The organism is Janthinobacterium sp., assembly GCF_009923995.1.
GTDB lineage: Bacteria > Pseudomonadota > Gammaproteobacteria > Burkholderiales > Burkholderiaceae_D > Janthinobacterium.
The window spans coordinates 1-12,898 of the sequence record NZ_RFSK01000057.1 but is presented as its reverse complement, the minus strand read 5'-3'; the positions used below and the strand labels follow the sequence as shown (position 1 = coordinate 12,898).

The following is a 12,898-nucleotide window of genomic DNA, read 5'->3' as shown; positions in this document are numbered from 1 at the left end:
GGGCAACTGTATCTGTGCCGGCACGACGTTGCCGCCGCATACTGAAGGGATGACCATGCACCTGAATCTGTACGAGCACCTGGCCAACGAGCTGGGTGCGCTGATCGACGCGCGCGTGTTCGCGCCCGGCGACCGCCTGCCATCCATCCGCCACCTGGCGCAGCAGAAGCGTATTTCCATCAGTACGGTGATGCAAGCCCTGCGCCTGATGGAAGACCGGGGGCAGGTCGATGCGCGGCCCCAGTCCGGCTATTTCGTGCGCCACCGGGCGCCGCGCCGCCCGTGCAGCGCCGACGCGCCGCACCTGAAGGAGCCGGCCTTCGTCGGCATCAACAACCTGCTGATGCGCGTGCTGAAGGAGAACGAGACGCGCGACGTGGTACAGCTGGGCACGGCATGGCCGCCCGACGAAATCCTGCCGATCAAGCGCATGCAGCGCACCATCAGCGCCGTGGCGCGGCGCGAGCCCGCCTTGTTGAGCAAAGTCAGCTGCTATGACATCAGCGAAGGTAACTTCCTGCGCCAGGTCACGCGCCGCGCCCTGGACTGGGGCAAGCTGGACCCGGAGGAGATCGTCGTGACGAACTCCTGCACGGAAGCGATCAGCCTGTGCCTGCGCGCCGTGGCCCGGCCGGGCGACACCATCGCCATCGAGTCGGCCACGTATTTCGTGCTGCTGCAAATGATCGAAAGCCTGGGCATGAAGGCGCTGGAAATTCCCACGGACCCGAAGACGGGGCCGTCGCTCGATGCGCTGGAACTGGCCCTGCGCGCCGGCCTCGTGCAAGCGTGCCTGTTCGTGCCCAACGCGAACAACCCGCTCGGTTGCGTCATGCCGGAAGAAAACAAGAAGCGGCTGGCGGGACTGCTGTCGGAATTCAATGTGCCGCTGGTGGAAGACGACGTGTACGGCGACCTGTGCTTTGCCCCGCAGCGGCCCTGGCCCGTGAAGGCCTACGATACGAGCGGCAACGTCTTGTTGTGCTCCTCGTTTTCCAAGGCCATCACGCCCGCCTCGCGCGTGGGCTACGTGCTGGCCGGGCGCTACGCGCAGGAAGTGGCCCTGCTGAAAACCGTGTCCAGCGGTGCCACCAGCCATTTCTTCCAGGCCGTGCTGGCCGACTTTTTGGAGGGCAGCAGCTACGACCAGCAGCTGCGCAAGATGCGGCGTACCCTGGTGCAGCGCATCGCCCGCATGTCCGACGCTGTCGCCGCCCACTTTCCGGCGGACTGCATGCTGTCCGAACCGCAGGGCGGTTTCGTGCTGTGGGTGCAGATGCCGCCCCAGGTCGACGCGCTGGCCCTGCACGGCAAGGCGATCGCCGACGGGGTGGCCTTCATGCCGGGCCAGCTGTTCTCCGCCTCGGGCAAGTTCGGCAACTATCTGCGCCTCAATTGCGGCAATGCGTGGACGCCGCGCATCGAGCAGGCCATCGGCCGCCTGGGGCATCTGGTCAAGGACGCCTTGTAGAAGGCCTGTCAAAACCTACTGCGCGGCGCGCTTTGCGGCCTGCGATGCTCACGGTGCTACAGCACAGTTGCGCTTCTTAGCCACAAATCACTGCCGCTCGCTACGGTTTTGTCAGGCGTTGTTCATTCCCTTGTTTTCCCTTCAGTCCCCGTTTTTCACCGTTCGCTCCCTGTTTTTCGCCGCTGGTCGCAAGCCGGTGGCGTCTTGCCGGCGCGTTGGCTAAAGTACCACCATACCAACCGCAGTCAAACGCACAAACCAACCAGGAGTTACATCATGAACGCACTGAAAAACATGGAAATCGCCTTCGTCGCCGCCGCCGTCATCGCCGTTGGCGCCAGCTTCGCCACCGCCGGCGCGAATACGCTCGAAGTGAGCGCCAGCACCACCGTGATCGCCCAGGCCGCCGACAGCAAGATGCCAGTCGTGACCGTCAGCGCCCGCCGCCTGACGGCTGCCGAAAAAGCGGCCTTTATCTGAGCACCAGCCTGAGCATTGGATGTAAAGCGGGCGCGGGTGCCCAGCCAGGCTGCCATGACGATGGCGGGCCGTGTGCAAAACTCATAAGGAAGTGAACGGGTCTTGGTACAATGGATGCTTTCGATACATCGGCACCGCCATCCACCCATGATAGATATCCAACTTCTCCGTAAAGACATCGCTACCGTCGCAGAACGCCTGGCGACGCGCAAATTCCAGCTCGACGTGGCAGGTTTTACCGCCCTCGAAGCCGAACGCAAGGCGATCCAGACGCGCACCGAAGAACTGCAGGGCAAGCGCAACGCGCTGTCCAAGCAAATCGGCATGTTGAAAGGCAAGGGGGAAGACACCTCGGCCGTGATGGCGCAAGTGGCGGGCCTGGGCGACGAACTGAAAGCCGATGAAGCGGCACTGACCCTCGTGCAAGCCAAGCTGAGCGATTTCATCATGGCCGTGCCGAACCTGCCGCACGAGTCGGCCCCCGTGGGTACGGACGAGTCGGGCAACGTGGAAGTACGCAAGGTCGGCACGCCGCGCACCTTCGATTTCGAGGTCAAGGATCACGTCGACGTGGGCGGCCCGCTGGGCCTGGACTTCGAAGTGGCCACCAAGCTGACCGGCTCGCGCTTCTCCGTCATGAAGGGCGGCATCGCCCGCCTGCACCGCGCGCTGGCGCAATTCATGCTCAACACCCACGTGGACGAGCACGGCTACACGGAATGCTATACGCCGTACATGGTCAACGCCGATTCCCTGCGCGGCACGGGCCAGCTGCCGAAATTCGAAGCCGATCTGTTCTCCGTGAAAAAAGGCGGCGCGGAAGGCGAGGGCGAGACCTTCTACCTGATCCCCACGTCGGAAGTGTCGCTGACCAACATCGCCCGCGATGAAATCCTGGCGATCGATCAATTGCCCCTGAAAATGACGGCCCATACGCCATGCTTCCGCTCGGAAGCAGGCAGCTACGGCCGCGACACGCGCGGCATGATCCGCCAGCACCAGTTCGACAAGGTGGAAATGGTGCAGGTGGTGCACCCGGACACGTCTTACCAGGTGCTCGATGAAATGGTCGGTCATGCGGAAGCCATCCTGCAACGCCTGGGCCTGCCATACCGCGTGATGTCGCTGTGCACGGGCGACATGGGTTTCGGCGCCACCAAGACCTTCGACCTGGAAGTGTGGCTGCCGGCGCAAAACACCTACCGCGAAATCTCGTCCCTGTCGAACTGCGAAGCCTTCCAGGCCCGCCGCATGCAGGCGCGTTTCCGCAACGCGGCCGGCAAGCCGGAACTGGCGCACACCCTGAACGGCTCCGGCCTGGCAGTGGGCCGTACCCTGGTCGCCGTACTGGAAAACTACCAGCAGGCGGACGGCAGCGTCGAGATCCCTGCCGTACTGCGTCCGTACATGGGCGGCCTGACGCATCTGAAGGCATAAAAGCTTCAGGCAGCCCGGTGAATGGAAGGCGAAAAATAGTCCTTCCATTTTCTCAAGCGGCTGCTATAATCTTGCCTTCTCGCAGCAATGCGGGAAAAGACCGCAGTAAATGGAGAGGTGGCAGAGTGGTCGAATGTACTTGACTCGAAATCAAGCGTACGTTAAATCGTACCGTGGGTTCGAATCCCACCCTCTCCGCCAGAACAAATAGAGAAAGCTCCCGCAAGGGAGCTTTTTTTATTTGTGGCGGCGAAGAGGAGCAAGGCGCCTGCGCGCCTTGCGCGTGGGATTCGAAGACGAGCGCGTACTCGCGCGAGGCTCTCCGAATCGTCAAATTGGTTTTCACGCATGCACCAAGGCGGCCTCTACAAAGACGAACAGCGCCTCGCGCGAGGCTCCCCGAATCGCCCAATTAGTTTTTTGCTTGGGCTAGCCGCCCGCAGTTGCAAATCGCCAATAAAACCCCTACCCAACTGAACAATGCCCATGCTAAAATAGCGCCTCGTTCAAACAGGCATGCCAGTTTGGATGAATAGACCGCAGTAAACGGAGAGGTGGCAGAGTGGTCGAATGTACTTGACTCGAAATCAAGCGTACGTTAAATCGTACCGTGGGTTCGAATCCCACCCTCTCCGCCAGAATACATAGAAGAAGCTCCCGCAAGGGAGCTTTTTTTATTCCCGCAAGGTTAAAAGGCCACCAGCGCAAAGTCCAGGTAGAAAAACCGCCCAAAGCGCGCAGCGCAAGGCGATTTTTCCTCCATTCAGGGTTGAAAAGCCAGCCGCCCACTACCGCAAGCGCTAGTGCACCAGCTTGGCCACCGCAAACGCCACGCCTGCCATGGCAATGATCGTTCCCACACACGACAGGATGACAGCCGACTTCGCCTCAGCCACATCGGACCTGGTCGCATAATTGGAGCGCACCACAGCGAGGTCCAGTTTCAAGCCACTGACATCCGTCTTGAGAACGCCGACATCCGTTTTCACGCCAGCAACATCCACCTTGAGACCAGCCACATCCACCTTGATGTCAGCCACATCGGCGTTTATATCCTTAACGTCCAGTTTTACACTGGCCATGTCTGTTGCCAGTGCGTTGACTTGCTCGTCCATGGCGTCATCCTCCGTGCTTGTCACTGCATGCTCCTCGCTTTTTTCACCGCTGTCAAACAGTGTCCCGAGGGTATCGCGCATGGCTTTGCTATTGCTTGCCAAGCGTTGCGCCAGCGCCATCACGTGCTGCAAGTCGGCGATTTCTTCGCCCTGTAGCTGGTCTGTGGCAGTCTGCAATTCGACGGTGATCTGTTCGCTGAGACTGGCTGCGACCTGCAGCCACGCATTGATCTTGCGCTGGCGTGACTGTTGCGTCAGCGCGCCATGCCGCGACCGCGTATCGCTCAGCTTGTGCATGCTGTTCATGCCACGTCCTCTTCAGTCTGGGGCCGATGCCGATGCTGTCCACGCTACCCCTTGCCGATGGCGCCCGCCTTGACCCTCCTCAGCCTATGGTAATCTACCCGATCCCCCATCCCGCGAACCCAAGCAATGAGCCGATTCTGGAGCACCATCGTCAGCGAGCTGACCCCCTACGTCCCCGGTGAGCAGCCCAAGCTGCCCGACCTGGTCAAACTCAACACCAACGAAAACCCCTATGGCCCGTCGCCGCAGGTGCTGGCCGTCCTGCGCGAAGCCGCCGACGACAGCCTGCGCCTCTACCCGGACCCGTCCGCCAGCGAACTGAAGCAAGCCCTGGCCGCCTACCACGGCCTGCGCAGCGAGCAAGTGTTTGTCGGCAACGGTTCCGACGAAGTGCTGGCGCTGGCCTTCATGGCCCTGCTCAAGCATGACGCGCCGCTGCTGTTCCCCGACATCAGCTACAGCTTCTATCCCGTGTATTGCAAGCTGTACGGCATCGATTACCGCACGGTAGCGCTCGACGAGTCCATGCGCATCCGTCCGCAAGACTACCGGGGGCCGTGCGGCGCCATCATCTTTCCGAATCCCAATGCGCCCACGGGCGTGGACTTGCCGCTGGCCGGCGTGGAAACCCTGTTGCGCGACCATCCCGACGCCGTGGTGGTGGTCGATGAGGCGTATGTGGACTTCGGCGGCGAGAGCGCGGTGGCCCTGGTCGAGCGCTATCCCAACCTGCTGGTGGTGCAGACATTCTCGAAGTCGCGTTCGCTGGCCGGCTTGCGCGTAGGTTGCGCCTTTGGCCACCCGGACCTGATCGAGGCGCTGGAGCGGGTGAAGAACAGTTTCAACTCGTATCCGCTGGACCGGCTGGCGCTGGCCGGCGCCGTCGCCTCGCTGCACGACGAAACGTATTTCCAGCACACGCGCCAGGCCGTCATCGCCAGCCGCGAGCAGCTGACGGCGGACCTGGCATCGCTGGGCTTCGAGGTGCTGCCGTCGGTGGCCAACTTCGTGTTTGCCCGCCACCCGCAGCATGACGCGGCGCAACTGGCCGCCGGCCTGCGCGCCCGCTCCGTGATCGTGCGCCATTTCAACGCACCCCGCATCAGCCAGTATCTGCGCATCAGCATCGGCAACGTGGGCGAATGCGCGGCCCTGATGGCTGCCCTGCGCGACCTGGTGTAATTCCTCCTTCCCGTCCGCCGCCGTGCATGGCGGCGGTGACGTCCAGCCCCTTCCTGCTTGTCAAAAAAAGTAGACATTGCAGTCATGCGTGATATTATATCGTTGATCGATATAGCGATTCGCGCTATACCGACGTCCGTACTATGGGAGAAAAATGGATGCCTCGATAGAAAAGCTGCTGCCCTTGTCGGAAGCCACGTACTACATCCTGCTGGCCCTGCGCGAGCCGGCGCATGGCTACGCCATCATGCAGCAGGTAGAAGCCATCAGCGAAGGGGCCGTCAAGATCGGCCCGGGCACCCTGTACGGGGCATTTGCCAACCTGGAAAAGCAGGGACTGATCGAGATGCTGCGGGAAGCCGAGCGGCGCAAGATCTACACCATGACGGACCTGGGGCGCCATGTGCTGCTGGCGCAATTGCGGCGCTTGCGCGTGATGGTGCGCGTGGGTGAGGCGGATGCGCCATTCCTATCAACATACTGAGGTGAAGCAGGATGAGTGAACAACGGTCGCATGTCTATAAATGGTTCATCGAACTCGATGACGGTCACATCGAGGAATGGCTGCGCGCGCAGGCCCTGGCGGGATGGCATTTGCAGAAGTTTCGCATGCCGTGCCGGTTTACGTTCGTGCGGGGCGAACCCGCCGACAATGTTTACCGCTTCGACTCGTTTCCCGCATGGAAGCGCAGCAGCGATTATGAGCAGCTCTGCCAGGATGCCGGCTGGGAGCTGGTATTTTGCTGGTGGGGCAGTTATTGCTGGCGCAAGCCTGCGGCAGACGGCAAGCCGAATGACATCTATACGGATACGCCATCGAAGATCGCCAGGCAGCAACGCTTGCTGACGTACTTCGGTCTCACCGGTTTGTTGTTGATGTACAACCTTATGGGCAGCAGCGACCGCGAGATGGACACGCTGCGCATGGTGCTGACGGGCGTGCAGCTGGCCCTGGTCTTGCCCATGTCCTATCTCATCTTGCGCACCGTCGGCCGCCTGCACCGCCTGCGCAGGGAGGCGCTGTAGACGCAGCGGCCGCTGGCAGCTGCCACGCACGGCCATTTGTGCAACAATAATCGCATTCATACATCGACAGGACGGACAATATGGCAAAAGTGGCATTCATCGGTTTGGGCGTCATGGGTTTCCCCATGGCAGGCCACCTGGCGGCGGGCGGACACGACGTCACCGTGTACAACCGCAACCCGGCCCGCGCGGCCGCCTGGCTGGAGCAGCACAAGGGCAAGAGCGCCGCCACGCCGGCAGAAGCCGCTGCCGGCGCCGAGTTCGTGTTTACGTGCATCGGCAACGACAATGACCTGTATCAAGTGATCCTGGAAGCGGGCGGCTTGCTGTCCGCCATGGCGCCGGGCAGCATCCTGATCGACCACACGACGGCTTCGGCTGAAGCGGCGCGCACCATCCATGCGGCGGCGAAAGAGCAGGGCGTGTTCTTCCTCGACGCGCCCGTGTCCGGCGGCCAGGCGGGCGCGGAAAACGGCAAGCTGACGGTGATGGTGGGCGGCGACGCGGAAGCGTATGCCCGTGCCGAGCCCGTCATCGCCCTGTTCGCCCGCGCCGTCACCTACATGGGGGCTTCCGGTGCCGGCCAGCTCACAAAAATGGTCAACCAGATCTGCATCGCGGGCCTCGTGCAAGCCTTGAGCGAAGGTATCGCCTTTGCGGAAAACGCGGGCCTGGACGCGGCCCTCGTCGTCGACGTGATTTCCAAGGGCGCGGCCCAGTCGTGGCAGCTGGAAAACCGGGGCAAGACCATGATAGAGCGCAAGTTCGACTTCGGCTTCGCCGTCGACCTGATGCGCAAGGACCTGGGCATCTGCCTCGCCGAAGCCAAGCGCAACGGCAGCGACCTGCCCGTGACGACCTTGACGGACCAGTTCTATGGCGAAGTGCAGCAGGCGGGCGGCAACCGCTATGACACGTCCAGCCTGATTACCCGCCTGAATAAAAAGTAACACTTTCCCGTTGCATCCACTCGCGCGGCGCGTCCCTGCCCAGGGCCGCGCCGCTCGTCGTTTACGCCCGATTTAAATTAAAACGTCAGTTTCCGGAACATCCGGTTTCGATTTTCATGGAAAAGCATGGACTTCGCTAGCTCATCGTGTATTATTAAAAAACGAGATGAAATGTCCCAATTTTTAAAACATTACGAGCGGACCCGCATGAAAACCAACTCCTCAGCGATAACACGCGTTGTCGACAAGAACATTCCCTACCTGTCTTCCGCCGTCGCCATCTGGCGCCCCCGCGCCGTGCTGCGCAGCTGGCCCGGCGTGGCCATCGCCCTGGTGATCGCCCTGTCGGCCACCTTTATTTCCAGCAATTACGGCGGCCCGCAGCTGCTGTATGCCTTGTTCTTCGGCCTGGCCTTCCACTTCCTCGCGGCCGATCCCACCTGCAAGCCCGGCATCGAGTTTTGCAGCAAGATTTTATTGCGCACGGGCGTGGCCCTGCTGGGCGCGCGCATCACCTTCAACCAGATCGCTTCCGTGGGCGTGACGCCCTTGCTGATCGTCGTCGGCGGCCTGATCGCCACCCTCGGTTTCGGCTATATGCTGGCCAGGTGGCTGAAACGCCCCATCACGGAAGGCATCCTGTCGGGCGGCTCCGTGGCCATCTGCGGCGCCTCGGCCGCACTGGCCATCTCGGCCGTGCTGCCGCAAACCAAGGAAAACGAAAAATTCACCCTGCTGACGGTGGTGGGCGTGACGTCGCTGTCCACCCTGGCCATGATCGTCTACCCGCTGCTGGTCAAGTTGCTGGGCTTTGATCCGACGGAAGCGGGCGTGTTCATCGGCGGCACCATCCATGACGTGGCGCAAGTGGTGGGGGCGGGCTATCTGGTCAGCAACCACACGGGCGACGTCGCCACCTTCGTCAAGCTGACGCGCGTGGCTTGCCTCGTGCCCGTCGTGCTGGGCCTGTCGATCATGTTCAAGCGCAAGGACGGCAAGAGCGAAGTCGATGCGCCGCCGCTCGTGCCCTTCTTCCTGATCGGCTTTGTCTGGCTGGTGATTACCAACAGCCTGGGCCTGATCCCGCAGGAAGTGAATGGCTGGATCAACAATGCCTCGCGCGCCTGCCTCGTCATCGCCATCGCCGCCCTGGGCGTGAAAACCTCGTTCCAGTCGCTGGCTTCGCTGGGCTGGCGTCCCGTGATCATGCTGGTGATGGAGACCGTGTGGATCGCCGCCTTCGTCGCCATCGCCGTCCTGCTGACGCGCTGAGCGCAACGGGCCCGCCATGAAAATCCTCGTCCTCGGCGCCGGCGTGGTCGGCACGGCCACGGCCTGGTACTTGCGGCAGACGGGCCACGACGTGCGCGTGCTCGAGCGCCAGGCGGGCGCCGCGCAGGAAACCAGCTTCGGCAATGGCGGACAGATTTCCGTCTCGCACGCGGAGCCGTGGGCCAATCCCGCCACCCTGCGCAAGGTCGTGAAATGGTTGGGCAAGGACGATGCGCCGCTGCTGTTCCGGCCCCGCCTCGATGCGCTGCAATGGCAGTGGGCCGCGCACTACCTGCGCGAATGCCTGCCGTCGCGGGTGGCGCGCAATATGCGCCAGATCGTCGCCCTGGCCGAGTACAGCCGGCAAAGTTTGCAGGCCCTGCGCCGCGAGACGGGCATCGCGTATGACCACCTGGAGCGGGGCATCCTGCATTTCTATACGGACGAGCAGGAGTTTGACAAATCGCAAGCGGGCGCCGCGCTGCTGCGCGAACTGGGTTGCCCGCGCAACACCGTCAGCGCCGATGAGGTGATCCGCATCGAGCCGGCCCTGGCCCATGCGCGCAGCCGCATCGTCGGCGGCGACTTCACGGCCACCGACGAGTCGGGCGACGTGCATCTGTTTACCACGGCGCTGGCGGCCCGCGCCGCGGCGGCCGGCGTGGATTTTCAGTACGGCACCACCGTGACGCGCTTGCTGCTGGACGGCGAGAGAGTCACCGGCGCGGAATGCATCGACGCGCTGGGACGCCACCGCAGCGAACGGGCAGACGCGGTGGTGGTGGCCATGGGCAGCTTTTCCGCGCCCCTGCTGCAGCCGCTGGGCATCCGGTTGATGCTGTATCCGGGCAAGGGATACTCTGCCACCTATCCGATTCTCGATCCCGCCAGCGCACCGACCGTCTCGCTGACGGACGACGGCCACAAGCTCGTGTTTTCGCGCCTGGGCGAACGCCTGCGCGTGGCGGGCACGTGCGAACTGAACGGCTACACGCGGGAACTCAATCCCGTGCGCTGCGCCGCCATCACGCGCCGCGTGCAAGCGCTGTTTCCCCATGCCTGCGATTACGGCGACCCCGTCTACTGGGCCGGCCTGCGGCCCCTCACGCCGTCGAACGTGCCCTACATCGGCGCCACGCGCTACCGCCAGCTGTTCCTCAACACGGGCCACGGCACCCTGGGCTGGACCATGGCCTGCGGCGCGGGCAGGGCGCTGGCCGACCTCGTGTCGGGAAGGCGGCCCGACGTCGAGTTTGCGTTTTGCGGGCAACGCTTGGCACCGCAGTCTGCGGCAGAGGCATTCCGGGGTCAGACCCGCCGGGGGAATATGCCCCAATGGGGCGCATTCCGATCCCGCAAGGACTGACCCCAGCTTTAACTTAGGAGAGCACCACGATGAGAGACGACGCCACCCCCGCACAAAACGGCCTGACCCTGGCCGGCACCACCTACCAGTCGCGCCTGCTGGTAGGCACGGGCAAGTACAAGGATTTCGAGGAAACCCGCCTGGCCATCGAAGAGAGCGGCGCCGAGATCGTCACCGTGACGATACGTCGCGTGAATATCGGCCAGGAAAAGGGCGAGCCGAACCTGCTCGACTTCATCCCGCCGTCGAAATACACGATTCTGCCCAACACGGGCGGCTGCTACAACGCGCGCGACGCCGTCTACACCCTGCAGCTGGCGCGCGAACTGCTGGGCGGCCACCCGCTGTGCAAGCTGGAAGTGCTGGGCGATGAGAAGACCCTGTTCCCCAACATGCCGGAAACCCTCAAGGCGGCCGAGCAGCTGGTGCGCGACGGCTTCCAGGTGATGGTGTACTGCAGCGACGACCCCATCCAGGCGCGCATGCTGGAAGACATCGGCTGCATCGCCGTCATGCCGCTGGCATCCCTGATCGGCTCGGGCATGGGCATTCTGAACCCGTGGAATCTGTCCCTGATCATCGAGCAGGCGAAGGTACCCGTGCTCGTCGACGCCGGGGTGGGCACGGCGTCGGACGCGGCCATCGCCATGGAACTCGGTTGCGACGGCATCCTGATGAATACCGCCATCGCGGCGGCGCGCGAACCCATCCGCATGGCGCGCGCCATGAAACTGGCAGTGCAGGGCGGACGCGAGGCATACCTGGCCGGACGCATGCCCCGGAGAGCAGGCGTCATGAGCGCCTCGCCCTCGTCGCCCATGATCGGGCTGATCGCCTGAGCAGATTTTGTAGCCCCCGTAGTTGATTATCGTTTCAAGCGTTTATAAAAACCACAATACCTGGAGATGACATGAAACACACACTTGCAGCGGCGGCCGTCCTGGCCTCCCTCTTTGCCGGCAGCGCCGGTGCCCAATCGTCCGTCACCGTGTACGGCTTGCTCGACGCGGGCCTCACGTCCGAACATGGCGGCGCGGACGGTTCCGTCACCAAGCTGGCCACCGGCGTGCAGTCGGGCAGCCGCATCGGCTTCAAGGGCACGGAAGACCTGGGCAACAATCTGAAAGCCAATTTCCTGCTGGAAAATGGCCTCGACCTCGACACGGGCGCCTACCGCCAGGGCGCCTTGTTCGGGCGCAAGGCCTACGTGGGCCTGTCCGGCGACTTCGGCGCCGTGAACCTGGGCTTGCAGCACAATCCCCTGTTCACCGCGCTGGACAATATCGACCCCTTCGAGACGGGCATGACGGGCGCCTCGATCAACCTGATGAGCGTGGCCAGCCTGCGCACGAAAAATTCCATCATGTACGAGACGCCGAAGGTGAACGGCTTGTCGGCCGCCATCATGTATGGCCTGGGAGAAAAGCCGGACAGCAACACCCTGGGCCGCACCATCGACTTTTCCATCGACTACGCCAACGGCCCGCTCGTGCTGACCCTGGCCCACGACAACCGCAAGGACACGCCCCTGAACACGGCGAAAGTGACCTTGCTGGGCGGCACCTACGACTTCGGCCCCGCCAAGCTGCACGCCGCGTATGAGACGGACAAGGATGACGTGGGCACGGATTTCCGCGACTACATGGTGGGCGTGTCCGCCCCCGCGGGCGCGGCCGGCAGCGTGATGGCTTCCTATATCAAGAAGGATGACCGCACGAATGCGCGCCGGGGCGGGCGCCAGCTGGCCATCGGCTACACGTATGCCTTGTCCAAGCGCACGAATTTGTACACCTCGTACGGCCGCATCAACAACGATGGCGCGGGCACCAACTTCGTCGGCGACGCCTCCAGCGGCGGCAGCGTGCCCTTGCCTGGGCATAACTCGAGCGCCTTCACGGCCGGCATGCGCCTGAAGTTCTAAGGCGCAAGGCGGGCGGCACCGGTGGCGGCTTATCTGTTGCGGATCAGCCGCCATTGTTGTTTCAGGAGCGGACCGTGGTCGCGGATTTCAGATTCAGGAATGAAACAGTCCGAATTTTCACGAAATCTCATTGACAGCGCATTTCGCAACCGTTAAATTGAACACGTATTTCAAATATCGGAACAAAATATACCGATTTTTCATAAAACTGTAAGGAGACTGAGCCATGACCGATTTGTCCGACCAAAAAGCCGCCGCCGCTGCCATTCCAGTAGGCCCGCAAAAGATGACGCCTTCCGAAGCGTTCGTGGAAACCCTGGCCGCCAACGGCGTGACCGACATGTTCGGCATCATGGGCTCGGCCTTCATGGA

12 protein-coding genes and 2 tRNA genes are annotated in these 12,898 nt (G+C 62.8%); 13 read left to right on the top strand and 1 reads right to left on the bottom strand.

Features of this window, described 5'->3' with window-relative positions:
* The first annotated feature begins 55 nt into the window (after positions 1 to 55).
* The 5 genes from EBS11_RS22465 (at position 56) to EBS11_RS22445 (ending at position 4,026) form a co-directional block, all read left to right on the top strand.
* Positions 56 to 1,471 carry a PLP-dependent aminotransferase family protein gene (locus EBS11_RS22465; protein ID WP_290606585.1) on the top strand — a complete coding sequence of 472 codons (1,416 nt, stop codon included), beginning with the start codon at positions 56 to 58 and terminating at the stop codon, positions 1,469 to 1,471.
* Positions 1,472 to 1,747: 276 nt separating this feature from the next.
* Complete coding sequence (locus EBS11_RS22460) at positions 1,748 to 1,951, top strand: hypothetical protein (RefSeq protein WP_131377570.1); 204 nt, start codon at positions 1,748 to 1,750, stop codon at positions 1,949 to 1,951.
* A gap of 147 nt (positions 1,952 to 2,098) precedes the next feature.
* Positions 2,099 to 3,388, top strand: coding sequence for a serine--tRNA ligase (gene serS / locus EBS11_RS22455; RefSeq protein WP_290606581.1), 1,290 nt, complete (start codon positions 2,099 to 2,101; stop codon positions 3,386 to 3,388).
* 111 nt (positions 3,389 to 3,499) lie between these two features.
* Positions 3,500 to 3,589, top strand: a tRNA-Ser gene (locus EBS11_RS22450).
* Between the two features lie 347 nt (positions 3,590 to 3,936).
* Positions 3,937 to 4,026: transfer RNA gene (locus EBS11_RS22445), tRNA-Ser, on the top strand.
* Positions 4,027 to 4,188: 162 nt separating this feature from the next.
* On the opposite strand, the gene EBS11_RS22440 is transcribed toward EBS11_RS22445, so the two are convergent.
* Entirely contained in the window at positions 4,189 to 4,809 is a 621-nt protein-coding gene (locus EBS11_RS22440; RefSeq protein ID WP_290606579.1) for a hypothetical protein, read from the bottom strand.
* A 126-nt stretch (positions 4,810 to 4,935) separates the two neighbouring features.
* Here EBS11_RS22440 and hisC point away from each other — a divergent pair, with 126 nt between their 5' ends.
* The 8 genes from hisC to EBS11_RS22400 all read left to right on the top strand — a co-directional run bounded on the left by hisC (position 4,936) and on the right by EBS11_RS22400 (position 12,526).
* Positions 4,936 to 5,991, top strand: coding sequence for a histidinol-phosphate transaminase (hisC, locus tag EBS11_RS22435; RefSeq protein ID WP_290606578.1), 1,056 nt, complete (start codon positions 4,936 to 4,938; stop codon positions 5,989 to 5,991).
* Between the two features lie 154 nt (positions 5,992 to 6,145).
* Positions 6,146 to 6,475, top strand: coding sequence for a PadR family transcriptional regulator (locus EBS11_RS22430; protein WP_290606572.1), 330 nt, complete (start codon positions 6,146 to 6,148; stop codon positions 6,473 to 6,475).
* A gap of 11 nt (positions 6,476 to 6,486) precedes the next feature.
* Positions 6,487 to 7,017, top strand: a complete 531-nt coding sequence (locus EBS11_RS22425; protein WP_290606570.1) for a DUF2812 domain-containing protein — start codon at positions 6,487 to 6,489, stop codon at positions 7,015 to 7,017.
* A gap of 80 nt (positions 7,018 to 7,097) precedes the next feature.
* The gene (locus EBS11_RS22420; protein ID WP_290606568.1) at positions 7,098 to 7,967 is read left to right on the top strand and encodes an NAD(P)-dependent oxidoreductase; all 870 of its coding nucleotides are present in this window, start codon (positions 7,098 to 7,100) and stop codon (positions 7,965 to 7,967) included.
* A gap of 207 nt (positions 7,968 to 8,174) precedes the next feature.
* Complete coding sequence (locus EBS11_RS22415) at positions 8,175 to 9,239, top strand: YeiH family protein (protein WP_290606566.1); 1,065 nt, start codon at positions 8,175 to 8,177, stop codon at positions 9,237 to 9,239.
* Positions 9,240 to 9,255: 16 nt separating this feature from the next.
* Positions 9,256 to 10,605, top strand: coding sequence for a D-amino acid dehydrogenase (locus tag EBS11_RS22410; RefSeq protein ID WP_290606564.1), 1,350 nt, complete (start codon positions 9,256 to 9,258; stop codon positions 10,603 to 10,605).
* 29 nt (positions 10,606 to 10,634) lie between these two features.
* Positions 10,635 to 11,444 carry a thiazole synthase gene (locus EBS11_RS22405; protein WP_290606562.1) on the top strand — a complete coding sequence of 270 codons (810 nt, stop codon included), beginning with the start codon at positions 10,635 to 10,637 and terminating at the stop codon, positions 11,442 to 11,444.
* Positions 11,445 to 11,515: 71 nt separating this feature from the next.
* On the top strand, positions 11,516 to 12,526 hold the full coding sequence (locus EBS11_RS22400) for a porin (RefSeq protein ID WP_290606560.1): 1,011 nt from the start codon (positions 11,516 to 11,518) through the stop codon (positions 12,524 to 12,526).
* Positions 12,527 to 12,898 lie beyond the last annotated feature (372 nt).